Here is a 26,013-nt window from a genome sequence, read left to right as displayed (position 1 = left end):
CTTAATCCTTCCGTCCTAAAGAAAAACTCTTGTATTATCTATTATACAAGAGTTTGCTTATTATTGCATTAGTGGTACTTTCTGGGAATGCGATCTGACAAGAGACAGAGAACCTCATAGTTAATGGTTCCTTTTTTGGCAGCCAAATCAGTGGCCGTGATTTCCTTGTCACCATCTTGACCAATCAAGGTGACTTTTTCCCCAATGGCATATGCTTTTGATAGTCGAACGGTGATTTGGTCCATGGAAACCCGCCCAATAATTTGGCAAAATTGACCATCAATCAAGACAGAAAAGTCTTGCAAGTCTCTGGTCCAACCATCAGCGTAGCCAATCGGAATAGTCCCCACGAATTCATCTTCTTCAGCAGTGTAAGTCGCTCCGTAACCTACGGTATCACCAGCCTTAATGCTCTTAACGTGTACTAAACGAGAGGTTAAGGTCAAAGCCTTTTGCAAAGGATATGGCAAAGCCAATTCCGAACCACTAGGATTCAAACCATAAATGACAATACCCAATCGAACAGCATTAAAAATGGTTTCACTATGCCAGATACTGGTTGCTGAATTACTGGCATGAACCAAGGCTGGTTTATAGGCTAAGCCATTAACCAAATCGGTAAAGAAACTTAGTTGCGCCTGGAATTTCCCAGTATCAGCTTCATCGGCTGTTGCAAAATGAGTGAAAATACCATCGACATTAATATTAGCCTCAAGCATCTGAGCAATCAAGTCATCCGCTTCAGCTAAAGAACGGACACCAATTCTACCCATACCAGAATCAACTTTCAAATGCACATGCAATTTTGAAAGGTCACTGAAGTAAGCTTGAGCCGCATCCAACCACTCCATACTAGCTACTGTAATAGTTATCTGATTTTCAATTACCAAAGGCAACTCAGAAGCTAAAACTACACCTAAAATCAAAATTTCCTTTTTAATGCCAGCCTGTCTTAACTCCAGGGCCTCATCCAAGTTAGAAACGCAGTAGGCATCTACCTCCTGGCTAATAGCATTGGCAACCGCAACCGCACCGTGACCATAGGCATTAGCTTTAACCACCGCATAAGTCTTAGTATCTTGCGGAATATGCGCTTGAACAGCTTTGATATTATTTTGGATTGCTTTTAAGTCCACAGTTGCTACTGTTGGACGATGTAAACTTGAAATCACTCTTTTTCCTCCAATATGACACTTGCTTGCACGAATTGACCACTATGGGAAATACTCAAAAAGCTCTGACCTGAAAAGGGTGAACGGCTAAAAAAAGGTCTACCTTTAGAGTCTGATGCCACTTCAATATCTTGAAAACTTAATTTACCAATACCTGTTCCCATCGCTTTAGAAAAGGCTTCTTTTGCTGACCAACGACCTGCCAAATAGGTCATTTGGCGCTTACCGCTATGTGCTTGAAAAATCGCTAACTCATTTGCCGTCAGGACTTTCTCAGCAAAGCGTGGATTCCGTTGATAGGCCCGTTCAATGGCACTTATTTCTTGCAAATCAATACCGTGTCCAATAATCATCTATTCACCTGTATACTCGTAAATTTGGGCTTCCAAAAGGAAAGTCCATGAAGCTAAGACAGAGTCTTAGCTTCACTTTCATTATTTCTCATTTATCTGACTGACATTAGTTAAATGCCTTACGTCCATGACAATTTTTGAATTTTTTACCTGAACCACAAGGACATGGATCATTGCGTTTAACATTTTCATAAACTTGAGCTGATTCAGCTTGGTCATTAATAGATTGTGCTGAAATGTTTTGTGTAGCCGTCGTTGTTGCATGCTGGCTAGCCCGCTCTCTTTCTTGTTCATGAATTTGTGCTTTCATCATCGTCCGTGTCACATCAAACTCAATGGCACCAATCATATCTTGGAACATCTTAAAGCCTTCAGCTTGATATTCAACAACTGGGTTATTTTGAGCATAACCACGAAGTCCAACCGAATTACGTAATTGATCCAAAGCATCAATATGTTCCGTCCACTTGTTATCAACTATCATCAAGAGCAAGACTTTTTGGAATTCCAAAACAGCCTCTTGATCATGGAGTTTTGCCATTTGTTGATCATAAATCTCAAGTGCTCGTTTGTAAAGAAAATCTTTAATTTGCTCATCTTTTAGATTGCGCAAATCTTTAACTGAGATAGATTCTTCTGGAACAATACTTGTACGGGCAAAAGCAACAATGGCGTCAAGAGCATCCTTACGATTACTTCTTGAATGCGCCTCAAGTGTGCGTTTGATGGTCCGTTTAATCATGGCTTTGATTTCAGGACCCAAGTCACGATTTGCAGTGATAACATCACGACGGTTAGCATAGATAATTTCACGTTGCTCACGCATAACGTCATCATATTGTAGGACCTGTTTACGGGTGTCATAGTTATTACCCTCAACACGTTTTTGAGCTGATTCAACTTGACGAGCTAACATCCGTGACTTAATCACAGCGTCTTCTTCTTCCACTCGCATTCTGTCTAAGAAGGCTTTAATACGGTCAGAACCAAAGCGTCTCATCAAATCATCTTCTAAAGAGAGATAGAATTGTGATTCACCTGGGTCACCTTGACGACCAGAACGACCACGAAGTTGGTTATCAATACGACGACTCTCGTGTCTTTCTGTACCAATAACACAAAGACCACCAAGTTCACGAACACCTTCACCCAATTTAATATCGGTACCACGACCGGCCATATTGGTCGCAATCGTAACCGCACCACGTTGACCAGCATTCATGATAATTTGAGCTTCTTTAAAGTGATTCTTAGCGTTTAATACTTCGTGAGGGACACCTGCAGCCACTAATTGTTTTGAAATGTAGTCACTGGTTTCAACAGCAACAGTACCAACAAGGACTGGTTGACCTTTTTGATGACGTTCTTTAACATCCGCAATAACAGCTTTAAATTTGGACTCTAAAGTCGGATAAAGCAAATCGGTATGGTCTAGACGAACAACCGGTCTATTAGTAGGAATTGGAATAATACGCATGTTATAAACTTCGCGGAATTCTTCCTCCTCGGTTTTAGCCGTACCAGTCATCCCTGCCAATTTCTTATACATCCGGAACATATTTTGGTAGGTAATTGAGGCACTTGTCTTAGACTCTTCTTGAATGCGAACACCCTCTTTAGCCTCAATGGCTTGGTGCAAACCGTCAGAGAAACGACGACCTTCCATTGTACGACCAGTAAACTGATCGACGATTAGGATTTCACCTTCTTCACTAACCACATAGTCAATATCAAGCAACATGATGTAGTTGGCACGGAGGGCATTATCAATAAAGTGAGTTAAAGCGACATTGTCGATGTCATACAAGTTAGCCAAGTTAAAGTAAGATTCAGCTTTGTCGATACCGGAATCACTTAAACCAATGGTTTTAGTCGGCACGTCAATGATATAATCGTCAACCTTAAGGGTCTTAACAAACATATCAGCACGCACATATAATTGATTAGTTTCTGAGCTGACAGCACCCGATACAATCAATGGTGTTCTGGCTTCGTCAATCAAAACGGAGTCCACTTCATCGACTAAAGCGTAGTTAAGCGGACGTTGTACCATATCTTCCTGACGAACAACCATGTTGTCACGAAGGTAGTCGAAACCAACTTCTGAGTTGGTTGAATAAGTAATATCGCAGAGATAAGCTTCACGTTTTTCAGCAGGTGATTTAGCTGCTAAGTTAATCCCAACAGAAAGACCTAACCAGCTATAAACTTCACCCATCTCAGTCGCATCACGTGTTGAAAGGTACTCATTAACTGTGATAACGTGCACACCTTCACCAGCAATAGCATTCAAATAAACGGGCATTGTCGCTGTAAGGGTCTTACCTTCCCCGGTACGCATTTCTGGAACGTCACCGTTATGGAGAACAATCCCCCCATGATTTGGACGCGGTAAGGATAAAGTCCTAAAACACGTTTAGCAGCTTCACGGACAACTGCAAAAGCTTCAGGTAATAATTGTTCAAGGGTTTCACCTTTTTGATATCGTTCTTTAAATTCGGGTGTTTTTGCTTGCAAATCTTGATCAGACATTGCTTCCATCTGATCGGCATAAGATTCAACTTTCTTAGCAAGTTTTTCTAATTTTCTTATTTCGCCTTTGTCATTTTCAATGACTTTGCGTAGAATATTGGCCATTCTATTTCCTTTCGATCATCTTATCAGTTCATTTTATCATAATTAAGGAGTCAGTACAAGAAAACCCAACAAAGGAAAAGAGAAAAGGGGAAAGCACTCCAAACCTTTTCTCTTAAGCATTTCTAAATGATAATTTTTATAAAATTATAAGCTATTTGGATGACTCACTATCATCTCTAATTGTCCTTCAAACGTCCAAACTTTAACATCATTTGGCAAGATAAAGTGCATACCTTTTTTGATTTCATAAGCTTCAGAACCAACCGCTAGTCTTCCTTGACCTTCTAAAACACTGACCAAGAGATAAGGCGCTGTTTGCTTCATATCAATCAAGCCATCGGTCACCCACTTATAAACAGTGAAGAAAGGATTTGAAACAAGACAAGAAGAGACCAAATGGTCAACAACAATAGTCGCAGGTACACTGTTTTCAGGTTCCCCAAGATTTAAAACGTCAACTGATTGTTTTAAATGCAAGTCACGTAAGTTGCCATCGGCATCCTTACGGTCAAAATCATAAACCCGGTAAGTGGTATCACTGGACTGTTGAGTTTCCAGAATCATAATGCCCTTACCAATAGCATGCATGGTGCCACTAGGAACAAAGAAGAAATCCCCAGCCTCAACTGGCACTTTTGTCAGTAAATTATCCCAGTCACCGGCTTCTATCAAAGCCTTAAGCTCTTCCTTAGATTGCGCATTGTGTCCATAAATAATCTCTGAACCTGGCTCCGCAGAAATAATATACCAACACTCTGTCTTACCAAGCTCGCCTTCGTGTTCCATTCCATAAGCATCATCTGGATGAACTTGAACACTAAGCCAGTCATTAGCATCTAAAATTTTTGTCAATAGCGGGAATACTTTTTCCTTAGGATTACCAAAATATGCAGGATTTTCTGCATAGACACGATCCAATTTCTGCCCCGCAAACTGACCATTTGAAATCGTTGAAACACCATTAGGATGAGCTGAAATTGCCCAATACTCACCAGTAGTTTCAGTTGGAATTTCATAATTGAAAATATCTCTTAATTTGGTGCCACCCCAAATTTTATCATGCATACAAGATTCTAGGAAAAACGGTTCTGCCATTACAAGCCTCTTTTCTAAACTAATACTATAATATGTCCATTATAGCATTTTTTACCTCTAATTGACCACTTTCGGCCAAAAGACGCATCTGAGGTTTCAAATTTTTGAAATGAAAGAAAAAACACAAGTCCTGAGATTACAGCATTTACAAACCCCTTTTGTCAATTCTCGAATAAAAAAGGGGCTGATAGTCCTTATAAACTGTCACTTGTTCCTTAGCAATCTCTAAGGTGATGTCCTTACCAACCTCTTCCTTGATTGCTTTTTGAAAATCTCTTAAGCGAATAGTATCTCCTACTTCAACAAATTTCCGAAATAAGTGATCCAGCCTCCTACTTTCCTCACAAGAAAAATAATATGATAACAAGAATGATTCTCTAGATTTCAAATTATTCTCCTTACACAAATCTATTAGGACATTGTTCATAAGTTGTAAAATAAACTCAGTTTCTTCATTGAACATTATGCCACCCATTCTAAGGCTAACCTAACCCATAATGCTACTGTACGAGCAGTAGTTGCTGGCATCCCACTATTTATTAGGGCATTAGTAATTTGCCCTTGTACTGTTCCGTATGCTAAATCTTGCCAAGTTAATAATTTATTTAGTACAGGTGAAATTGTGTTAAGGGCTGCACCAACTGATACAGCTGCATCTTTCCCTATTGAACGACCAACTAAATTTATGATTTTATTTCTGTTTTTCAATGCAATCTTGATAGATTTTTTTACTACCTGAGTTTGAGGCGATCTTTTAAATCTTCGAGGTGCTTGAAAATCAATTTCTTTAACAAGACCATCAATAATTTTAATATTATGTGGGGTTAGACCCGCCTCGATAATATTTAGTTAATCATCAGTAAAATCGATTTCTATATTTTCAGTTTGATTTTGAATAACACTATTTTGGGTATCTGCATAAGAAGTTATGATTGAAAAAGAATTAAAACCCAGCACAATTGACAATAATAAAGCGAATAATTTGTATTTTATTTTCATAGCAAAATAATCTCCTATTTTAAAATACACAAGTCGACTTAAGTGCTTAGTCAAATCTTAGCATAATATCTAATTCTTTTTTTATTTTTCAAAGACCAATCTTTTTAGTGATTTTATAAAAATTGAGTTGACAAAACCCCTTCTGAAAAATCAGAAGAGGTTTTAAACTTATTTAAGAAGCTCACTATTTTTAATTTCTAATTGACCACTTTCGGCCAATTGACGCATCCAATAGCCTGATTTTTTCAGAGATTTGACTTGGGTATGGATGTTATTGGTAACCAAGCCATAACGATTGCGATAAGCGTTAGCCCATGACCAACAATCAATCGGTGTCCACAAGTGGTAACCTAGCAGTTACTGCCTTCGCTGATACCTCGATGTAACCAATAGAGATGCTCAGTGATAAATTGAATGCGATAATCATCTTCAATCATGCCATCTTCATTGAGGTAACGGTCTTCGCGGGAAACACCCATACCATTTTCGCTGATATACCATTGAATATTGTCATAGTTTTCTTGAATATCTTTGGCAATATCGTAAACTGCTTTTGGATAGATTTCCCAACCTTTGTCAACATTCATACAAGCCATAGGCATTTCGTAAGCTTGCCAGTATTTGGTTGGCAAGAAGTCAACAGCCAAGCTATTGTAAGAATATTTAGGACGTTGAACACGATTTGGATGGTAGAAATTCACTCCCAGAATATCAATAATGTTGTTTTTAATGATTTCCAATTCTTCTTGGTTAGTCTGCCAAAGGGCACCTTCTTTTTCTAATAGAGCAACCAACTCAGCTGGGAATTCACCTTTACTACTTGCATCCATAAAGAGACGGTTGTACCAAAGGTCAGCTACATGTGCTGCGTAAAGGTCTTCTTTTTCTTGAGTAGCAGGATAGGCTGGAGTTAGATTTAAAATAATCCCGATTTGGCCATCTAAATCAAGGGCACGGTATTTGGCGATAGCTTTACTGCTAGCTAATTGGAGATTGTAAGCAACTTGAACAGCAGCTTCACCATCGACACGTTTAGGATAGTGGAATTGTTCTAAATAGCCACCTTCAACCACCACGAGGGGTTCATTGTGCGTAAACCAGTATTTAACACGGTCGCCAAAAAGTTGGAAACATTTTTCCGCAAAACCAGCAAATAAGTCGACCACATGCTTGCTTTCCCAACCACCATATTGATGCAATAATTCTACTGGAATATCAAAATGATGGAGAGTAAAGAAAGGGGTGATACCTTGAGCAATAAATTCATCAATAACCGCATTATAGAAGGCTGCTGCTTCCTCATTAACAGTATTTGTCTCTAAGTCATCAATTAAGCGAGACCATTGAATAGAGGTTCTTACTGTATTTAAGCCACAGTCTTTCATCAATTGGATATCAGACTTATAATCATAATAAAAATTTGAAGCTGTATCTGGTCCTACATGATTATAGAAATCTTGAGGGGCAATATCATACCAGTAGTCCATAACATTTTGGTGTTGTTTTTTAAAAGAACCTTCTGATTGAGGACCACTTGTGGCCGCACCCCACCAAAAATTTTTGGGAAATTCTAATTGTGTCATTTTAATTCTCCTTTGTTTAAAAAATGGAGTTGGAATTTCCATCCAACTCCATTACTATAATCATTAAATTTTTTCTGCTTTGTCAACCATCTTAAGGAATGGGAACCAGATTAATCCGATAACGATAATTTGGACTAATTGCAATAATGAACCCATAATTGAGTTGGTTGCAAGGAAGCCAGAAATGAAGATAGGCATTGTCCAAGGAACTTGAGCACCAGTTGTTAATGGTACTAAACCACTGGCGAAACCAAGGTAAGCCACGATAACAGAAACGATTGGTGCTAATAACCAAGGGATGAAGATACTTGCATTCATAACGATTGGTAGACCAAAAATAACTGGTTCGTTTACGTTGAAGATACCAGGTCCTAAGGCAAAACGTCCAACTTCTTTATATTGTTTGCTCTTCATAATGAAAGCCATCATTAAAACAACAATTAAGGTTGACCCTGAACCACCTAAACCAACGGTAAAGGTATCCATAAATGATTTGGTAACGATATGACCATGCTCAGCTAGGGCGGTTGCTCCTTGTTTTGTCAATTCAGCGTTGTCTAACATGTTAGTTTGCCAGAATGGTTCAAAAACAGAGTTAACAATAACTTGTCCATGAAGACCAAAGAACCATAGGAATTGAACAAAGAAGAGGGCAACAATGGTTGCTGGTAAACTTGTTCCTAAACCAGTCAATGGTTTTTGAATAAGGTTGTAGATAACATCATGAAGGTTAGTATGGAATAGTGAGACCATGAGAGCATTCACAATCAAGAAAACCATTAAGGTTCCAAGTGCTGGAATTAAGGCTGAGAATGATTTTGAAACTGCTGGTGGCACACTCTCTGGCATTTTAATCGTGAATCCACGTTTTGTTAAATAAGCAAAAAGTTTAGCTGCAATAAATGCTGCGATGATCCCTAGGAACATTCCTTTTGCCCCTAAACGATCCAAGCTAAGTGCTCCATTGGCTTGAGCGGCCACTTTGCCATCGGCACCTAAGACGTCAAAGAAAAATGGTGTCAAAATTAAGAATGAAGACAAGGCAACGACTGCTGAGTAAATCCCTTCTTCAAGTTCTTCTGATTTGGCCATGTAGTAACCAATACCAAGGGTTACGAAGATGGTCATGATTGACATGGTTGCACTTTGACCATTACCAAAGAGGTTTGAAAATTGAGCTTTTAAGCTATCTGGCCAGAATGGTAGGTTATTGAAAACGACGATTAATGATCCAAACATTGTTAGTGGGAAAGATAACATAAAAGCATCACGAAGAACTAATAAATATTTATTGTTCCCTAAAACTGTTGCTACTGGTAATATCTTTTCACTTAGCATATCCATAAATTTATTCATGGTAATCTCCTTTTACTAGTGACTAGTAGTTATTTGTAAGAATAGTATACCATTTATGAAATTTATTTCAATATGTTTTTTTAAATAAAATTTATTTTAATTTTTGGTTGACATAAGCCGCTAGAATTTCTGACAAAATCAGGAATAGGGATCGGTTATCCAATTGATAAAAATCTCCAGAAGGATTGCGCAGTTGCATAACATTGGAAGGTAGAACAATTAATTCTGTTGCATATTGTCTGATGTAGGGACTTTCGACCATTGTAACGATGATGACCTGACAGCCAACGGCCTTAGCCGCTTCAAATAATTCTTCAAAATCCTTATTACCTGTAACGGTGTAAAAAAGTAGGACATGATCTTTAGTCAGGGTTCTAGACAGGTAATACATTTTCGTTTTACTGGTAATACTTTCTGTATATTTGTCCTGATAGAGGAGGGAATAGACCAATTGTTCAGCACTAAGACCAGAGCTCCCAATACCTAAAACCTTAATCAGGTCAGACGAGGCTAATATTTTAGCAATCCGCTGCAACTGCGTCTCATCTAGGTGGCTTTCTAACAAGGTAATATTATCCCGGTAATTGTTTAAAACCTTTGATATGATTTTTTTGCCTTGTCCTTGAGGCTCTTTCTGACTTTTATGCGACGCTTCTTCTAATCCTATTTTTAAATCTGGCAGACCCTTGTAGCCAATTTTTTTAGCAAGGCGGACCAAGGCTGCCGGTGAGGTTTCAATCAATTGGGCGGCATCTTGAACATTATGATTAATCAGATAATCTGGATGTTCTAATAAACAGTTGGAAATTTTTTTATCAGTCTTAGTTAAGTTGGTGAAATTTACTGAAATCCGTTCTTTAAAATCCATCTTTATTCCTTTATTCTCTTGTTTTCTTACCTTTTAGCTTAACATCTCTCACTTAGAAAGAAAAGACAAAACTTCCTAAAAGGCTATTTTAGGAAGTCTGACAAATTTAATTTTCAGCGGCAGCTTTGGCTAAAGCAAAGTTACCAAGGGTTGCGGAGCCATTATTCTCAATAGCAGGGGTAACAATATAAGATATAAGATCCGGAACAGGTAGGTAGCCATTAAGAAGTTCTGCGAATTGGCGGTGAACACGTTCAACCATGTGTGCTTGAGCCATTACGCCACCACCGAAGACAATGACTTCTGGACGGTAAAGCATGGTTGCTTGCAATACTGCTTGAGCAATATAGAAAGCTTGAATATCCCAAACAGGAGAGTCCATTGGTATGAGTTCTCCTCTGACACCAATTCTAGCTTCTAAACTAGGACCTGCAGCCATCCCTTCAAGACAGCCCTTATGGAAAGGACACACTCCGGTAAAACCATTTTCAAGATCAGTCGGATGAGCCATAACATAGGTATGTCCCGCTTCAGTATGACCCATGCCCCCAACAAATTGACCATCTTGAATGGCACCAGCACCAATTCCGGTACCAATTGTGTAATAAACAAGGCTATCAACGCCTGAACGTGCCATCATTTCACCATAAGCCGAACTATTGACATCCGTCGTAAAGTACATCGGCAAATGAAAGACCTCCCTAAGACCACCTAATAAGTCAACATTAGCCCAACCAGGTTTTGGTGTACTCGTTATATAGCCATAAGTTGCTGAGTCCGGATCAATATCAATGGGACCAAACGAGCCAATGCCTAACCCTACTAAATCTTTAGCAAAAGGCTTGAAAAAGGCAATGCAATTGGCAATCGTCTCTTGCGGATTGGTCGTTGGAAACTGCGTCTGCTCAAGAATCGTAAACGAATCATCACTAATAGCACAAACAAACTTAGTTCCACCTGCTTCAATACTTCCATACAATCGTGTCATTAAAATCTCCTTCATGAAAACGTCTTCTTGCTTAATATTATAGGGAAAAGCTTTTCTGAAAGCAATACCAGTTTCTTTTTTCTTTTTTTACTTTTGATAATTGCTCAGCTAAAAAGGCTAGTTAAACTAGCCCCTTTTTTATTTGACTGCTAACAAGTCTTGACCTGAAGCCACCTGACCCTGTGCCAAAACAGAGACACTTTGATAATCCACTGAGTTCGTCACAATAATCATGGTCGTATCATCAAGCCCTGCCTCAGAAATTTTAGCTGAGTCAAAAGTGGCTAGTAAATCGCCTTTTTTAACCATCTGACCAACTGAGACTTTCGCGTCAAAGCCAGTTCCTGCCATAGAAACCGTATCAATACCAATGTGAATTAACACTTCTACACCATTGGATGATTTAATAGCGAATGCATGCCCAGTTTCAAAGGCAACTTCAACTTTACCATCAACTGGAGCATAAACAGCTTGTTCACTTGGTTTAATAGCTACACCCTTACCCATTGCACCTGATGCAAAAACAGGATCTGAAACAGCATCTAAATTAAGAACTTCACCAGCTAAAGGTGCTTCAAGCACTTCTTCTTTAGCTTCAACAGCATCAGAAACTAAAGCTGGGTCTTCAGACTTTTTTACAGGTGTTTCCTCAACTTCATCTTCAAATCCAAAGAGATATGTCAGTGTAAATCCAGCCGCAAAAGATACCGCCACCATGATTAAGTAAGGAATTAATTGACCATTTAAATAAAGAAGGGTACCAGGAATAATGGTAATACCAAAACCAGTTCCAGCTAAACCAAGAAGAGAGGCTGTTGCCCCACCAATAGCTCCTGCTATTAGAGAAAGGAAGAAAGGTTTACGGTAACGTAAGTTAACACCGAAGATAGCTGGTTCAGTAATACCTAGGAAGGCAGAAAGTGCAGCTGGAAAAGCTAGAGCTTTCAATTTTGGATTTTTAGTTTTAACACCAACGGCTACTGTTGCTGCTCCTTGAGCAGTCATGGCAGCTGTAATAATGGCATTGAAAGGATTTGATCCATTATGTGCAATCAATTGTGATTCCAATAAATTGAAAATATGGTGAACACCAGAAACAACAATAACCTGATGAACTCCACCAATAAGTAAACCAGGGAGACCAAATGGTAAATCTAAAACAGCATTTGTCCCCATAAGAATATAGTTTTCAACAACGTGGAATACTGGACCGATGACAAACAAGCCAAGAATTGACATGACTAATAAAGTCACAAATGGTGTTACCAATAAATCAAGGACTTCAGGAACATATTTACGGACAAATTTTTCAAATTTGGCACCGATAATACCGATGATGAAGGCTGGTAAAACAGATCCTTGTAAGCCAACAACAGGAATGAAATCAAAGAATATAGTAGGTTTAACGTCACCACCAGAGGCAACTGCCCAAGCATTAGGAAGGGAACCGGAGATTAGCATGAACCCTAAGACAATACCGATAACGGGATTACCACCAAATACTCGGAAAGTTGACCACACCACTAAAGCTGGAAGTGCGATGAAGGCTGTATCTGTTAAAATTTGTGAATAAACATTTAAGTCTTCAGGTAAAGTAACACCTAGAGCACCTAACAGACCACGAAGACCCATAAAGAGACCTGTCGCAACAATTGCTGGGATAATAGGGACAAATACATCACCGAAAGTACGCACTGAGCGTTGGAACCAGTTGCCTTGTTTAGCAGCTTCTGTTTTCATTTCAGATTTTGTTGAAGTTGGCAGACCTAAAGCGACAACTTCATCATAAATCTTGTTAACAGTACCAGTTCCAAAAATCATTTGATACTGACCAGAATTGAAGAAAGCACCTTTTACCTTTTCAATGTTCTCTGCTTTTTCCTTATCAATTTTAGCTTCATCAACAACCATTACGCGCAAACGAGTCGCACAATGAGCTACACTTTTAACATTATCGCGTCCACCTAGGGCTTCAATGACTTGCTTTGCAATTTGTGTATTATCCATCCTTGCAAAATCTCCTTTTTCTCTTTTTTGATGAAAGGGCTTCATCTCTTGATTACCATTTTAGCACCTCAAAATTTTCTGTCAAGCGTTTGACAGAAAATTATTTATTTTTGTCTTAAAAGTTGATTTTTAGAAAGAAAACGTTTAGTATAGATTTAAGACTATAAAAGGAGTATCTGCCATGAATTTACCACAAGAGGTCCGCTATCGACCCTATCAGGAATGGACAGAAGACCAATTCTTAAAGATTAAAGAAAATGTTGCCCAATCACCTTGGCATGCCAACTATCATATTGAACCACAAACAGGATTACTAAATGACCCAAATGGTTTTTCTTATTTTGATGGTAAATACCACCTCTTCTACCAAAATTGGCCCTACGGTGCTGCCCATGGATTAAAACAGTGGGTTCATCTAACCTCCCAAAATTTGGTTCACTTTGAAGAGACTGGCACTAAATTACTACCTGATCATGTCAATGATGCACAAGGTGCCTACTCCGGCTCCGCCTATGCTGTCGATGACAAATTATTCCTTTTCTATACTGGTAATGTCCGTGACCAAAATTGGGTCCGCGACCCAAGACAAATTGGTGCCTACATGACCAAGAATGGCCAGATTGAAAAATGTTCTCAGGTTCTTATTTCCCAACCAGAAGACGTGACCGAACACTTCCGTGACCCGCAAATCTTTAAATACCAGGACCAGTTCTACGCTATTGTTGGTGCCCAGAGTCTTGAGCAAAAAGGCTTTATTAAACTTTATAAAGCAGTCGCAAATGATGTTGAAAATTGGCAGTTTGTGGCCGATTTGGATTTAGGTCGACAGGCTAGCGAGTATATGGTCGAGTGTCCCAACTTAGTTTTTGTAGATGAAAAACCTGTGCTAATCTATAGCCCTCAAGGTCTCAGCAAAGACGAGTTAACCTACGATAATATTTATCCCAACACCTATCAAATCTTTGACAGCTTTGATCCTGAAAAGGGGCAACTTTTAGGTGACGCTCCTTTACAAAACCTCGATTTTGGTTTTGAAGCCTATGCTACACAAGCCTTCAATAGCCCCGATGGACGAGCTCTTGCAGTCTCTTGGATTGGTTTACCAGATGTGGACTATCCAACTGATGACTATGATTACCAAGGAGCCCTCAGTCTGGTCAAAGAATTGACCATAAAAAATGGCGTCCTCTATCAGAAACCAGTCTCAGCTATGAGCAACTTACAAGGACAGGCTCAAATCCTCGAAGAAAAAAATACTACAACAAATTCCTATCACTTACAAGTGACGATTCCAGCCCAAAGTCAAAAAGAACTACTTCTCTTGGCTGATGCCTGCGGCAATGGCTTCGCGATCACAGCTGATACGGAAACAGGTAGATTGACCCTAGACCGTAGCAAGACCAAGCATGGCTTCGCGGAGGCATATGGAACAAAGCGTTCTTGCCAAATACCCAAAGAAGATGTTACACTTAATATCTACGTAGACCAATCAATCATCGAAGTATTTGTAAACGATGGACAGGCTGTCCTAACCAGCCGCTACTTCCCAGAAAATGGCGCTTCTGCTATTCTGATGCCAAAAGGTAAGATTGATGGTCATTACTATGAAATGAGGTAATAGGGTGGTCGCAAAATTAACCGATGTGGCTGAATTAGCCGGTGTCAGTCCGACAACAGTCTCACGCGTCATTAATAAAAAAGGTTATTTATCACAAAAAACCATTGATAAGGTTCAAGCTGCCATGCGTGAATTGGGCTATCAACCCAACAATTTCGCCCGCAGCTTGCAAGGAAAATCAGCCAAATTAATTGGACTGATTTTCCCAAACATCTCTAATATTTTCTACGCCGAACTGATTGAGTATTTAGAAATTGAACTTTTCAAAGCGGGCTACAAAACCATCATCTGTAACAGTCAGCATGATCCGCAAAAGGAAAGAGAATATTTAGAAATGTTAGCTGCCAACCAGGTGGATGGTATCATTTCATCCAGTCACAATTTGGGGCTTGACGACTATGAACGGGTTGAAGCTCCCATTGTTGCTTTCGACCGCAATTTGGCTCCCAATGTGCCCATTATTTCATCAGATAATTTTCAGGGTGGGCAGCTGGCTGCCCAAACCTTACAACATTATAAATGTCAAAAAATTATCATGATTACTGGTAACGATAACTCTGACTCCCCTACTGGGCTTCGTCAGCTTGGCTTTTCTTACCAACTCAAAAAAACGGCTGAAATTATAAAACTTCCTAATCATTTATCAACCATTCGTCGTGAGATGGAAATCAAATCTATCTTGGCCACTCGCAAACCTGATGGCATCTTTGCTTCCGATGACCTAACAGCCATTTTAATTATGAAGGTTGCCAAAAATATGGGACTCTCAATTCCTGAGGAATTAAAACTGATTGGCTATGATGGTACAGCTTTTGTCGAAAATTATTTCCCCCAACTAACAACCATCAAACAACCCATTCAAGAAATTGCTACCCTATGTGTTGAAGTTCTCATGAAACGGATTGCCAAGGAAAAAACCAGCAAGGACTATATCTTACCAATAACTCTTTTACCAGGCAAAAGTATCTAGCAAACAAAAAAAAGCATCTATTTCAAGTGAAATAGATGTTTTTCTTTAGTCTTCTTTTACGAACTGACTTAACAGGCCGTTGATAAACTTGGCTGATGTTTCGTCAGAATATTTTTTGGCAATTTCAATGATTTCATTTAATGCCACACGGTCTGGTGTCTCATCAAAGAACTTGATTTCATAGAGTCCTAAACGTAACATGGTTCTATCTGATAAGGTCAGACGTTCGAGCGACCAACCTTCTTTGAGGTTGTCCTTGATAATGGCATCCAATTCGTCCTTGTGGTCCTTAACACCATTAACCAAGGTTAATAGGAAGGCTGGGACATCTAAAGGTTGCTCTTGGTCATAGTCTTTATCATAGTCATAGGCAAATTGTGATGACTCTAAAAAGTCACCTCCATGTTCCATATTAAATAGGGCCTGAAAAGCACGTTCCCGAAGATCTCTTCTGGAATCTTTAAAACTACTAGTCATCCAAGAAATCCTCTTCAAAAAGTGATTTCAAATCAGGTTTTGGTGTTTTTTCAGGTACAATTCCTTCAACATGGATATTAACAGATGAGATAGTCACTTCTGCCATGTCATAGACAGCTGCTTTAACAGCTTTTTGAATAGCTACTGAAACAGTAGGGACTTTGACACCATACTGAAGATAAACATAGATATCAGCAGTTACAGTACCATCTTCTTCAGTACGTAAGTAAACTCCTTTACCTAAGCTAGCTTTATTAAAGCTATCTGACATTTTTTTGTTATGAAGTGAATAGACACCGTCAACCTGAGTTGCCGCAATGCCTGTGATGACTTCAAGAACGCGAGGTGAAATAACGATTTCACCAATATTTTCACTTAACATAGCATTTCCTTTCCTTTTCTCAACCTTTGTTGACAAAATCCTTAGGCACGAGAAACGTAAGTACCCTCAGTTGTATTAATAACAAGTTTTTGTCCAACTTCGATAAAGTCTGGAACGTTAACGACTAATCCTGTTTCAAGAGTAGCTGGTTTACCTGAACCTGTAACAGTTGCCCCTTTAATTGATGGTTGTGTTTCTGTAACTGTTAATTCAACAGTTGTTGGAACTGTAACACCGATCACTTCATCTCCGTAGAACTGAATTTTAACATCTGAGTTTTCAAGAATGTAAAGTAATTCTTGTTCAACATTAGCTACTGGAATTTCATACTGATCATAAGTATCAGTGTTCATGAAGTAAGCTGTGTCATCCATTTTGTATAGGTATTGAGCTGGAACTGTTTCAATAATAGCTTGCTCAAATTTTTCATCTGGACGGTAAGTTGTGTCAAAAGTTGAACCAGTACGAACATCACGTAATTTCATACGCATGATGGTGTTCCCTTTACCTGGTTTATGGTGACTTGCATCTAAAACGCGAATTAATTTACCTTCAGATTCAAATGTCATACCTGCTCTAAGCTTACTTGCTTCAATCATTTATTATTACCTCTTACTAAAATTTTATCACTTCATTCTATCACAAAAGTGCCTTTTACTCAAATCTTTTATGCCTTTACAAGTCCTACTCAGACCCGATCCAGCCTTGCTCTGCCATTTACCCAAAAAAAGCTTAACCTTAGTCACTTCCTAAAGTTAGGGTTGGTACATCATGCTGAACATAGGCTACCCCTTTTTTCTCCATCAGTTCAACGGCGAAGGGATGCATCCGGTAGTTGGATTTGTAGGTAATTTTCTTGATTCCTGCCTGCAAAAGGGCTTTAGTGCAGTTAATGCAGGGAAAATGGGTCACATAAATCTCCGTACCATCTGTCGAAATGCCCTCTTTGGCACATTGAATCAAGGCATTCATTTCGGCGTGGACGGTCCGAATGCAATGACCATCTTCCATGTAGTGTCCGGCCTCGTCACAGTTATCAGTTGCTGAAACGCCACCATTGTAGCCTGTTGCGATGATGCGGTTATCTTTTACTAGAACCGCTCCAACATAAGCTCGGTCACAGGTTGAGCGTTTGGAAATCAATTCGGCATTGGCCATAAAATAGTCTTGCCAAGATAGTCGGTTTCCCATAATAATCTCCTTAAATGACAATAATTTCTTTTGGGGCCATGGTTAAAACGCGGCAACCCTCTTCTGTAATAACCAAATCGTCTTCAATGCGCAAGCCGTAGGCATTATCAATGTAAATTCCTGGCTCGTCGGTCACGACCATGCCTGCTTCCAAGACCTTGTCTGATTTTGTGAAAAATGGATTCTCGTGGATATCCAGTCCGATACCATGTCCAATCCCGTGTGTGAAGTTACTACCGTAACCAGCACTGACAATAATGTCACGCGGCACCTTGTCGAAGTCGGTAAAAGTCATGCCTGCACGCGCTTTTTCAATCAAAGCCTTATTAGCCCTTAGAACCACGTCGTAGATTTCCCGCTCCTGATCCGTCACATGACCGACATGAATGGTCCTCGTCATATCACTAACATAATGATCGTAATAGCAGCCAAAGTCCATGGTTAGACTATCTCCAGACTCAATGACCTTATTGCTTGCTCTCCCATGGGGCATTGCCGAGCGTTTACCCGATGCAGCGATGGTTTCAAATGAAACACCTGTTGCACCATATTTGCGCATTTGAAAATCTAAAAAATTAGCTAATTCCACTTCAGTCGTTTGCCCTGCTTTAATAAAGTCCAAAGCATCAATAAAAGCCTTGTCAGAAATGGAACATGCTTTAGCAATAGTAGCAATTTCACTGGCGTCTTTAATCTGACGCAAGGTTTCAACCAAGCCATTCTGGGCCACTAAAGTCGTCTTGCCAAAATTAACTTCCAAGGATTGATAGAAGGCAAAAGTCATGTCATTTTCAAACCCTAAGCGAGCGACCTTATCCTCAAGCAAGAAGTTGGCTATTTCTTTTAATGCCGTTCTGGTTTCAATGATATCGAAACCAGTAACGCTTTCTTTAGCCATTAGGGTATAACGAGAATCCGTAAAAAAGAGACAACGTTTTGCCGAAATATAAAGGGTCGCTGCTGTTCCAGCAAAGCCTGTCAAATAATAAATATTAGTTAGGTTGGTCACTAAGAAAGCATCTAGTCCAGCCTCAACAATCAAATCCTGACATTTTTGTAATCTACTTTCATGAATCGACATGAGTTTCTCCTTTTCCAGTCTTAACTTTCTTAAGTTTACCATGATTTCAAGGGCTTTTAAAGTCTTTTACGAAAAGCATCAAAAAAGCGATGACATGCATCATCACTTTTAGTATCTATACTATTGCAAAAGAAGTAACTCTTCTTACAGTTTATGTTTGAGGTATTGACCAGTATAACTAGCTTTTACTTTAGCAATTTCTTCGGGCGTTCCTGTAGCAATAATTTGACCACCGCCGACACCACCTTCTGGACCCAAATCAATAATATGATCAGCTGATTTGATAACATCCAGATTGTGTTCAATAACTAAAACAGTATTACCATCGTCAACAAAGCGTTCAAGCACAGTTAATAAGCGGGCAATATCATCGGTATGCAATCCGGTCGTTGGTTCATCCAAAATATAGAGACTCTTCCCTGTTGAGCGCTTGTGTAATTCACTGGCTAATTTCATCCGTTGTGCTTCTCCACCAGAAAGGGTTGTAGCTGGTTGTCCTAAGGTCACATAGCCAAGACCAACATCCTTAATGGTTTGGATTTTACGGGCAATTTTAGGAATTGGTGCAAAGAATTCTAAGGCATCATCTACTGTCATATCCAAGATTTCTGAAATATTTTTGTCCTTGTAGTGGACTTCTAAAGTTTCGGAGTTATAGCGACGACCATGACAGACTTCACAAGGAACATAAACATCCGGCAAAAAGTGCATTTCAATCTTGATAATCCCATCTCCAGAACAAGCTTCACATCGTCCACCCTTAACATTGAAGGAGAAACGACCCTTTTTGTATCCACGGATTTTGGCTTCATTGGTTTGGGCAAAGAGGTCACGGATATCATCAAAAACACCGGTATAAGTGGCTGGATTTGAACGTGGTGTCCGACCAATTGGACTTTGGTCAATGTCGATCAGACGATCAATATGTTCAATCCCTTCAAAGGCTTTATGTTTACCTGGTTTTTCAGAGTTGCGATTGAGTTTTTGGGCAACGACTTTTTTCAAGATACTATTGATTAAAGTAGATTTACCAGAACCTGACACCCCAGTGACGGCAATAAATTTACCAAGTGGGAATCGGACATCAACGTTTTGAAGATTATTCTCAGAAGCCCCTTTGATTTCAAGGAAGCGGCCATTGCCTGTCCTTCTTTCCAAAGGTACTGGAATAGATTTTTTACCTGACAGGTACTGTCCAGTAATGGATTTTTTATTCTTGGCTACCTGTTTCGGTGTTCCTGAGGCAATAATTTGACCCCCAAATTCACCGGCACCAGGTCCAACATCAATTAACCAGTCTGCTTGCATCATGGTGTCCTCATCGTGTTCAACGACAATGAGGGTATTACCAAGATCACGCATTTTTTTCAAGCTTTCAATCAGACGGTCATTATCTCTTTGATGTAATCCAATTGATGGTTCATCTAAGATATAGAGGACACCAGACAGATTGGAACCAATTTGTGTCGCTAAGCGAATACGTTGGCTCTCTCCACCAGACAAAGTTCCTGCAGCACGAGACAAGGTTAAATAATTTAAGCCCACATTATTCAAGAAAGTCAAACGATCATGAATCTCCTTAACAATAGGACGAGCTATAGTGCTTTCATTTTGGCTTAAGGTTAGACCTTCTAAGAGTAGCAGATGGTCGGCAATAGATAAGTCTGAGATTTGTCCAATATTAGGCCCATCTTCTCCTCCAATATGAACACAAAGAGCTTGGTCATTCAAACGGTAGCCATGACAAGTTGTACAAGTCAAGGCATTCATGTATGCCCGCATGACAGTACGTGTGTATTCACTGTTTGTTTCATGATAACGGCGATTAATGTTAGTAACAACTCCCTCAAATGTGATGTCGATATTGCGTTCGCCACCAAAATCATTGACGTAGTGAAAATGGAATTCCCGGTCACCTGAACCATAGAGGATAATCTCTTTTTCACTGGCAGTTAAATCTTGATAAGGGGTGTCCATATCAATGCCAAAGGCTGTCATAGCTTGTTCCAGCATAGTTGGATAGTAATTTGAAGAGATGGGATTCCAAGGCGCTAAAGCACCTTCTCTTAAAGTCTTACTGGGATCAGGAATAACCAAATCCATATCAACTTCCAATTTGATCCCTAAACCGTCACACGTTGAACATGAACCAAATGGGGCATTAAATGAGAAGAGACGAGGTTCTAATTCTGGAACAGTGAAACCACAAATAGGACAAGAATAATGTTCTGAAAATTGTAGCTCACTGCCATCCATGGTATCAATAATCAAATAGCCATCGCCAAGACGTAGGGCAGCTTCAATCGAATCAAAAAGGCGACTACGAATACCATCTTTATTGACCAAACGGTCAATAACCACCTCAATATTGTGCATCTTACTCTTAGATAACTCTGGCACCTGGGCAATGTCATAGATGTCGCCATCAACACGGACCCGCACATAACCATCTTTTTGAATTTTTTCAAAGATATTTTTATGTTGTCCCTTTTTCCGACGAACAATAGGAGACAAGATTTGCATCCGTGTTCTTTCCGGCAGTTCCAAAACCTGCTCGACAATCTGCTCAACAGATGTAGCCGTAATCGCACCATGTCCATTCACACAATAAGGTGTTCCAACACGGGCATAAAGCAGACGCAAGTAGTCATTAATTTCTGTAACAGTACCAACGGTTGAACGAGGATTCTTACTGGTTGTTTTTTGGTCAATGGAAATAGCTGGGCTGAGACCATCAATAGAGTCAACATCAGGCTTTTCCATATTACCTAAAAATTGTCGGGCATAAGCTGACAAACTTTCAACATAGCGTCGTTGCCCCTCAGCATAGATGGTATCAAAGGCTAAACTAGACTTCCCTGAGCCAGACAATCCTGTCACAACTACAAGTTTATCCCGAGGAATTTCCACATCTATATTTTTTAAATTATGAGCTCGCGCTCCATGAATAATTAATTTATCTTGCATGTCTATGATAACCGATCTTTCTCTAAACAGTTTTCCTTATTATACCAAAATTTTACAATATTCAGTTGCCCCAAACTCGAGCATTTGTAGTATAATAGGATAGTGTTTAATTATAATTAGGGATATTACGTGTCACTATCAGTTTTCATTCTTTTTCAAAAACTTTCAGATACCGTTTCCCAGAAGCAATACGACATTTTAAAAGAGGAGGGCTTGTCATGAAACAAATGTTTCTTTCATCAGCAATTGAATTTAAAGAAATTGAAACATTCGAGCCAGGGGCTTGGATTAAATTGGTAAATCCTTCCCAGGAAGAGTCTCTTGAAATTGCTGATCAATTTGACATTGATATTGAAGACTTAAGAGCCCCATTGGATATTGAAGAAACCTCTCGTATCGCTGTAGAAGATGATTATACTCTGATTATCGTCGACGTTCCTGCCTATGAAGAACGTAACAATAAAAGTTATTACGTAACGGTTCCCCTAGGTATAATTGTGACCGAACAAGCAGTTATTACCACTTGTTTAAATGATCTAACCCTTTTTGATCATTTTCACAATAAACGGGTCAAGAACTTCTATACCTTTATGAAAACACGATTCGTTTTCCAAATTTTATACCGCAACGCTGAGCTCTTTCTAACCGCACTGCGATCAATCGACCGTCAGAGTGACCGTTTGGAAGCACAGCTTGAGAAGGCAACTCGTAATGAAGAGCTTGTTGACATGATGGAACTTGAAAAATCCATTGTCTACTTGAAAGCCTCCCTCAAATTTAATGAACGAATCGTCAAAAAACTTTCCAGTTCTACTTCTTCCCTAAAGAAATACATCGAAGATGAAGATCTGTTGGAAGATACTCTGATTGAAACCCAACAGGCCATTGAGATGGCAAGCATTTACGAAAATGTCTTGAATGCCATGACCGAAACAACGGCTTCAATCATCAACAACAACCAGAACACCATCATGAAAACCTTGGCACTGATGACGATGACCCTTGATATCCCAACGGTTATCTTCTCGGCTTATGGGATGAATTTCCAAAACAACTGGATGCCTTTCAATGATTTAGAACATGGATTCTTTCTCGTTGTCTTAATCGCCGCATTAGGCTCATCTGGCGTTATCATTTATTTCTTACGTAAGAAATGGTTCTGATTGTGAGCCTAACTCACTTACCATCTCTAGGAAAAAGTATCAACGAATTTTTCCTATCACGTCATAACCCTCTGGTGAAGACTGCTAAAGTAACTCTGGGAAAAAGTTGTGACTTCTCTGGGGAAGACTGCTATTAATATCACTCTGACCTGCCAACTTTTACATTATCAAATCATAAAAACTGAATATATCGTTATTATCTTAAGGAGATATTATGGATTTGCAAAATCTAACTAAAAAAAATCAAGAATTTGTTCATATTGCTACTAACCGTCTCATTCAAGACGGAAAATCTGATCAAGAAATCAAAGACATTTTAGAAGAAACTGTACCAACAATTCTTGAAAAACAAAGACAGGGTATTCCTGCACGAACTTTCCTAGGGGCTCCAACTGCTTGGGCAGCATCATTTACGGATAAACCTATCTATGGTCCAAATGTTAACAAACGCCCAGAAGAAACTCCTAAAAATACCAATCCTTGGTTAATGTGGTTAGATACATCGCTTATCTTTATCGGAGTTGTTGCCCTCTTAAACGGACTCATGTCTTTCATTAATCCAAATGCCAATACAAATGGTACTGGTTTAATTTCCTTATTAGCTCTTGGTTTCGGTGGCGGTGCTTCAATGTACGCTACTTACTACTTCGTTTACCGTCATTTAGGCAAACCAAAAAGCGAACGTCCAGGTTGGTTTATAATTATTGGCTCATTAGCATTAGCTATGTTAATCTGGATATCCCTCTACTCAGCGACAGCATTCTTACCAAAATCCTTAAACCCACAATTACCACCAATTGTCTTAATCCTACTTGGTGCCATTGCTTTAGGCATTCGTTATTATCTCCAAAAGAAATACAACATCCAAAACGCTATGTCAACACGATAAGCAAAACAATATAAAAGCAACCCTAACTTTAGACTTTGCTCTAATCCTGGATTGCTTTTGTTATTTTTAGAACACTCAAAAAGAGGTCCACTGGACCTCGGCTCGCTCTTCAGTTTTCAGGCTCACGAAAAAAAGACCCACTTTCCGTTGCTTGTGTTGTCTCAATTTCTTGAACACAAGAAAAAACAGCCCACAGGGCTGTTTTTTTAATCTTCGTTTACGTAAGGCATAAGTGCCATAACGCGAGCACGTTTGATTGCTGTTGTTACTTTACGTTGGTTTTTAGCTGAAGTTCCTGTTACGCGACGAGGAAGAATTTTCCCACGTTCTGAAACGAAACGGCTAAGAAGTTCAGTGTCTTTGTAATCAACATATTCAATTTTGTTAGCTGCGATAAAGTCAACTTTTTTACGGCGTTTGAATCCGCCACGACGTTGTTGAGCCATGTGTTTTCTCCTTTATAAATTATGATGTTAGGGTATTGGTGAGTAGGCATCCACTAAATTTGAGAACACGTCTCAAATTTTCTTGGGGTACTCACACCCGCAATCGAATAATTACTTATTCGTTCAAACCCATTCTTAGAATGGTAGATCGTCATCTGAAATTTCCATTGGATTTGAATTTCCAAATGGACTTTCGTCGCGACCAAAGTTAGGTGTTTGTTGAGAAGGAGCTGAGTAACTGTTATTTGATGAAGCATTATTATTAAAGCCACCACCATTATAAGAGTTAGATGAACCACCTTCACGTGTAGCACGGCTTTCCAACATTTGGAAGTTATCCGCAACCACTTCTGTTACATAAACACGTTGTCCTTGTTGATTTTCATAGTTACGAGTCTGAATACGACCTGTAATTCCGATTAAGGCACCTTTTTTAGCCCAGTTTGCTAAATTTTCAGCAGGTTGGCGCCAGATAACACAGTTAATAAAATCTGCTTCACGTTCGCCATTTTGGCTCTTAAAGGTACGGTTAACAGCAAGGGTAAAAGTAGCTACTGCTACTTGGTTTGGTGTATACCGAAGTTCTGCATCCTTGGTCATACGACCAACTAGTACTACATTATTAATCATAAACTACCTTCTTACTTGTCTTAAGCGTCAAGTTTAACGATCATGTGACGAAGAATGTCACCGTTGATTTTTGAAAGACGATCGAACTCATTAAGAGCTACTGCATCTTCAGCTTCAACGTTAACGATGTGGTAAAGTCCTTCACGGAAATCATTGATTTCGTATGCAAGACGACGTTTTTCCCAATCTTTTGATTCAACGATTGTAGCACCGTTGTCAGTTAAGATAGAGTCAAAGCGTGATACCAAAGCGTTTTTAGCTTCTTCTTCAATGTTTGGACGAATGATATAAAGAATTTCGTATTTAGCCATTGATATTTTCCTCCTTTTGGTCTAATGACCTACATCTTATGATATAGGTAAGTGAGGTATGCTCACAGAAATCTATTTTACCATAAACCATTTGAGAATACAAGAATTTTTTCCATAAATAAAGACACCCAATGCACACTTTGGATGTCTTCATTTTTACTTGTTTATGAATTTTATTATGTTACTAACGTCATATACTCCTTTCACTTTCATCTCATAAGGAGGTTATGGTTTCTTGTCCTTCCCTAAAGGAAGATTTTTTATATTTTAAAATAAAGCAATCTCCTTTCTTAATTATGAAATCTAAGGTCTTTTTTATATGACGATTTTTTTAATGAAACAATGACATTGGTTTCACTCCTTAAGCTATTTTTTGCAATAACCTAAAGTGTCTCCATTTTTGTATCTTGCAACGTTCATAAGATCCTCCTATATCAAGAAAAAACTCAATCCCTGTGCGACAATAACAATAAAAATTTTTCATTAATTCTTTTAACCTGAGTGACAATAACGACAATAATTTCAAGAATCTTTTAACCTGAGTGACAATAACGACTAGGAATGGGGAATAGCTTGGCAAATGACCAAGGTCCCTTTCCCAAAAAATCCTTTATTGAATAAATGGATTATCATCTCCCTTTTAAATAGTGGAGACTTTTCATAAAACTTATACTGTACAGAGCGCTCCTTTGGCCAAATAACGCATTGACTAATAAGTTTACAGTGTGATCACATTGTATTGTTGTAAAATTGGTTTTGCCTACCGTTGTTGGATCTACTTAGTCTCCGTTTTTGTACCGTGCGACATGTAGTTTCATCATAAGAATACC

General features: G+C 39.1%; 23 protein-coding genes and 2 pseudogenes. 4 read left to right on the top strand and 21 right to left on the bottom strand.

Annotated features, from left to right (window positions below):
• Positions 1–68: 68 nt before the first annotated feature.
• The 12 genes and pseudogenes from alr to AT575_RS00820 form a co-directional block, all read right to left on the bottom strand.
• Entirely contained in the window at positions 69–1,172 is a 1,104-nt protein-coding gene (gene alr / locus AT575_RS00870) for an alanine racemase (RefSeq protein ID WP_102776742.1), read from the bottom strand.
• Complete coding sequence (acpS, locus tag AT575_RS00865; protein ID WP_102776741.1) at positions 1,169–1,525, bottom strand: holo-ACP synthase; 357 nt, start codon at positions 1,523–1,525, stop codon at positions 1,169–1,171. The genes alr and acpS overlap by 4 nt, the downstream gene beginning before the upstream one ends.
• Before the next feature lie 106 nt (positions 1,526–1,631).
• A pseudogene (gene secA / locus AT575_RS00860) lies at positions 1,632–4,162 on the bottom strand (preprotein translocase subunit SecA).
• A gap of 144 nt (positions 4,163–4,306) precedes the next feature.
• The gene (gene manA / locus AT575_RS00855; protein ID WP_102776740.1) at positions 4,307–5,257 is read right to left on the bottom strand and encodes a mannose-6-phosphate isomerase, class I; all 951 of its coding nucleotides are present in this window, start codon (positions 5,255–5,257) and stop codon (positions 4,307–4,309) included.
• Between the two features lie 145 nt (positions 5,258–5,402).
• Positions 5,403–5,645, bottom strand: a complete 243-nt coding sequence (locus tag AT575_RS00850; protein WP_129587057.1) for a hypothetical protein — start codon at positions 5,643–5,645, stop codon at positions 5,403–5,405.
• Positions 5,646–5,719: 74 nt separating this feature from the next.
• Positions 5,720–5,965: a hypothetical protein gene (locus AT575_RS00845; protein WP_102776738.1), complete on the bottom strand. Its 246-nt coding sequence runs from the start codon at positions 5,963–5,965 to the stop codon at positions 5,720–5,722.
• A gap of 141 nt (positions 5,966–6,106) precedes the next feature.
• A complete protein-coding gene (locus AT575_RS10580) occupies positions 6,107–6,256 on the bottom strand; it encodes a hypothetical protein (RefSeq protein ID WP_165778627.1) in 150 nt (49 codons plus the stop codon).
• Positions 6,257–6,424: 168 nt separating this feature from the next.
• Positions 6,425–7,839: pseudogene (locus AT575_RS00840) on the bottom strand (glycoside hydrolase family 1 protein).
• A 63-nt stretch (positions 7,840–7,902) separates the two neighbouring features.
• Positions 7,903–9,195 (bottom strand): PTS cellobiose transporter subunit IIC, encoded by a 1,293-nt coding sequence (gene celB / locus AT575_RS00835; protein WP_102776737.1) that lies wholly within the window; start codon positions 9,193–9,195, stop codon positions 7,903–7,905.
• Between the two features lie 91 nt (positions 9,196–9,286).
• Positions 9,287–10,063: a MurR/RpiR family transcriptional regulator gene (locus AT575_RS00830; RefSeq protein ID WP_102776736.1), complete on the bottom strand. Its 777-nt coding sequence runs from the start codon at positions 10,061–10,063 to the stop codon at positions 9,287–9,289.
• Between the two features lie 106 nt (positions 10,064–10,169).
• Positions 10,170–11,051 (bottom strand): fructokinase ScrK, encoded by an 882-nt coding sequence (gene scrK, locus AT575_RS00825; RefSeq protein WP_102776735.1) that lies wholly within the window; start codon positions 11,049–11,051, stop codon positions 10,170–10,172.
• A gap of 138 nt (positions 11,052–11,189) precedes the next feature.
• Positions 11,190–13,058: a sucrose-specific PTS transporter subunit IIBC gene (locus tag AT575_RS00820; protein WP_102776734.1), complete on the bottom strand. Its 1,869-nt coding sequence runs from the start codon at positions 13,056–13,058 to the stop codon at positions 11,190–11,192.
• Between the two features lie 181 nt (positions 13,059–13,239).
• Between AT575_RS00820 and AT575_RS00815 the strand changes: the two genes are divergently transcribed.
• Positions 13,240–14,676, top strand: coding sequence for a sucrose-6-phosphate hydrolase (locus AT575_RS00815; protein ID WP_102776733.1), 1,437 nt, complete (start codon positions 13,240–13,242; stop codon positions 14,674–14,676).
• Between the two features lie 4 nt (positions 14,677–14,680).
• Positions 14,681–15,646, top strand: coding sequence for a LacI family DNA-binding transcriptional regulator (locus tag AT575_RS00810; RefSeq protein WP_102776732.1), 966 nt, complete (start codon positions 14,681–14,683; stop codon positions 15,644–15,646).
• Between the two features lie 45 nt (positions 15,647–15,691).
• Here the strand turns inward: AT575_RS00810 and nusB are convergent, their stop codons facing one another.
• From nusB to uvrA, 6 genes are all read right to left on the bottom strand, one after another.
• On the bottom strand, positions 15,692–16,123 hold the full coding sequence (nusB, locus tag AT575_RS00805; RefSeq protein WP_102776731.1) for a transcription antitermination factor NusB: 432 nt from the start codon (positions 16,121–16,123) through the stop codon (positions 15,692–15,694).
• On the bottom strand, positions 16,116–16,505 hold the full coding sequence (locus tag AT575_RS00800; protein ID WP_071793883.1) for an Asp23/Gls24 family envelope stress response protein: 390 nt from the start codon (positions 16,503–16,505) through the stop codon (positions 16,116–16,118). The genes nusB and AT575_RS00800 overlap by 8 nt, the downstream gene beginning before the upstream one ends.
• Positions 16,506–16,546: 41 nt before the next feature.
• Positions 16,547–17,104 carry an elongation factor P gene (gene efp, locus AT575_RS00795; protein WP_102776730.1) on the bottom strand — a complete coding sequence of 186 codons (558 nt, stop codon included), beginning with the start codon at positions 17,102–17,104 and terminating at the stop codon, positions 16,547–16,549.
• A gap of 139 nt (positions 17,105–17,243) precedes the next feature.
• Positions 17,244–17,696, bottom strand: a complete 453-nt coding sequence (locus AT575_RS00790; RefSeq protein ID WP_102776729.1) for a deoxycytidylate deaminase — start codon at positions 17,694–17,696, stop codon at positions 17,244–17,246.
• Positions 17,697–17,706: 10 nt separating this feature from the next.
• A complete protein-coding gene (locus AT575_RS00785; RefSeq protein ID WP_102776728.1) occupies positions 17,707–18,777 on the bottom strand; it encodes a M24 family metallopeptidase in 1,071 nt (356 codons plus the stop codon).
• A gap of 144 nt (positions 18,778–18,921) precedes the next feature.
• Positions 18,922–21,744 (bottom strand): excinuclease ABC subunit UvrA, encoded by a 2,823-nt coding sequence (uvrA, locus tag AT575_RS00780; RefSeq protein ID WP_102776727.1) that lies wholly within the window; start codon positions 21,742–21,744, stop codon positions 18,922–18,924.
• A 218-nt stretch (positions 21,745–21,962) separates the two neighbouring features.
• On the opposite strand from uvrA, the gene AT575_RS00775 reads away from it, so the two are divergent.
• Both AT575_RS00775 and AT575_RS00770 read left to right on the top strand, forming a co-directional pair.
• The gene (locus AT575_RS00775) at positions 21,963–22,907 is read left to right on the top strand and encodes a magnesium transporter CorA family protein (protein WP_102776726.1); all 945 of its coding nucleotides are present in this window, start codon (positions 21,963–21,965) and stop codon (positions 22,905–22,907) included.
• 214 nt (positions 22,908–23,121) lie between these two features.
• Positions 23,122–23,796 carry a DUF1129 domain-containing protein gene (locus AT575_RS00770; RefSeq protein ID WP_102776725.1) on the top strand — a complete coding sequence of 225 codons (675 nt, stop codon included), beginning with the start codon at positions 23,122–23,124 and terminating at the stop codon, positions 23,794–23,796.
• A gap of 206 nt (positions 23,797–24,002) precedes the next feature.
• Here AT575_RS00770 and rpsR read toward each other — a convergent pair whose 3' ends face one another.
• The 3 genes from rpsR to rpsF form a co-directional block, all read right to left on the bottom strand.
• Positions 24,003–24,242: a 30S ribosomal protein S18 gene (gene rpsR, locus AT575_RS00765; RefSeq protein ID WP_002983142.1), complete on the bottom strand. Its 240-nt coding sequence runs from the start codon at positions 24,240–24,242 to the stop codon at positions 24,003–24,005.
• A 135-nt stretch (positions 24,243–24,377) separates the two neighbouring features.
• Entirely contained in the window at positions 24,378–24,872 is a 495-nt protein-coding gene (locus tag AT575_RS00760) for a single-stranded DNA-binding protein (RefSeq protein ID WP_071793891.1), read from the bottom strand.
• 20 nt (positions 24,873–24,892) lie between these two features.
• The gene (gene rpsF / locus AT575_RS00755) at positions 24,893–25,183 is read right to left on the bottom strand and encodes a 30S ribosomal protein S6 (protein ID WP_071793892.1); all 291 of its coding nucleotides are present in this window, start codon (positions 25,181–25,183) and stop codon (positions 24,893–24,895) included.
• Positions 25,184–26,013 lie beyond the last annotated feature (830 nt).

The sequence above is a fragment of the Streptococcus penaeicida genome (genome assembly GCF_002887775.1).
Classification (GTDB): Bacteria; Bacillota; Bacilli; order Lactobacillales; family Streptococcaceae; genus Streptococcus; species Streptococcus penaeicida.
Note: the sequence above shows the minus strand (reverse complement) of the source record. Positions and strands in the feature narration are given on the sequence as shown.

Excerpts from the sequence above, each read along its gene's own strand:
- rpsF (WP_071793892.1), bottom strand. The coding sequence starts at position 25,183 with ATGGCTAAATACGAAATTCTTTATATCATTCGTCCAAACATTGAAGAA.
- AT575_RS00815 (WP_102776733.1), top strand. The coding sequence starts at position 13,240 with ATGAATTTACCACAAGAGGTCCGCTATCGACCCTATCAGGAATGGACA.
- AT575_RS10580 (WP_165778627.1), bottom strand. The coding sequence starts at position 6,256 with ATGAAAATAAAATACAAATTATTCGCTTTATTATTGTCAATTGTGCTG.
- AT575_RS00790 (WP_102776729.1), bottom strand. The coding sequence starts at position 17,696 with ATGGGAAACCGACTATCTTGGCAAGACTATTTTATGGCCAATGCCGAA.
- nusB (WP_102776731.1), bottom strand. The coding sequence starts at position 16,123 with ATGACTAGTAGTTTTAAAGATTCCAGAAGAGATCTTCGGGAACGTGCT.
- rpsR (WP_002983142.1), bottom strand. The coding sequence starts at position 24,242 with ATGGCTCAACAACGTCGTGGCGGATTCAAACGCCGTAAAAAAGTTGAC.
- AT575_RS00760 (WP_071793891.1), bottom strand. The coding sequence starts at position 24,872 with ATGATTAATAATGTAGTACTAGTTGGTCGTATGACCAAGGATGCAGAA.
- AT575_RS00770 (WP_102776725.1), top strand. The coding sequence starts at position 23,122 with ATGGATTTGCAAAATCTAACTAAAAAAAATCAAGAATTTGTTCATATT.
- AT575_RS00830 (WP_102776736.1), bottom strand. The coding sequence starts at position 10,063 with ATGGATTTTAAAGAACGGATTTCAGTAAATTTCACCAACTTAACTAAG.
- scrK (WP_102776735.1), bottom strand. The coding sequence starts at position 11,051 with ATGACACGATTGTATGGAAGTATTGAAGCAGGTGGAACTAAGTTTGTT.
- AT575_RS00820 (WP_102776734.1), bottom strand. The coding sequence starts at position 13,058 with ATGGATAATACACAAATTGCAAAGCAAGTCATTGAAGCCCTAGGTGGA.
- AT575_RS00775 (WP_102776726.1), top strand. The coding sequence starts at position 21,963 with ATGAAACAAATGTTTCTTTCATCAGCAATTGAATTTAAAGAAATTGAA.
- AT575_RS00800 (WP_071793883.1), bottom strand. The coding sequence starts at position 16,505 with ATGTTAAGTGAAAATATTGGTGAAATCGTTATTTCACCTCGCGTTCTT.
- manA (WP_102776740.1), bottom strand. The coding sequence starts at position 5,257 with ATGGCAGAACCGTTTTTCCTAGAATCTTGTATGCATGATAAAATTTGG.
- AT575_RS00785 (WP_102776728.1), bottom strand. The coding sequence starts at position 18,777 with ATGTCGATTCATGAAAGTAGATTACAAAAATGTCAGGATTTGATTGTT.
- celB (WP_102776737.1), bottom strand. The coding sequence starts at position 9,195 with ATGAATAAATTTATGGATATGCTAAGTGAAAAGATATTACCAGTAGCA.
- efp (WP_102776730.1), bottom strand. The coding sequence starts at position 17,104 with ATGATTGAAGCAAGTAAGCTTAGAGCAGGTATGACATTTGAATCTGAA.
- uvrA (WP_102776727.1), bottom strand. The coding sequence starts at position 21,744 with ATGCAAGATAAATTAATTATTCATGGAGCGCGAGCTCATAATTTAAAA.
- acpS (WP_102776741.1), bottom strand. The coding sequence starts at position 1,525 with ATGATTATTGGACACGGTATTGATTTGCAAGAAATAAGTGCCATTGAA.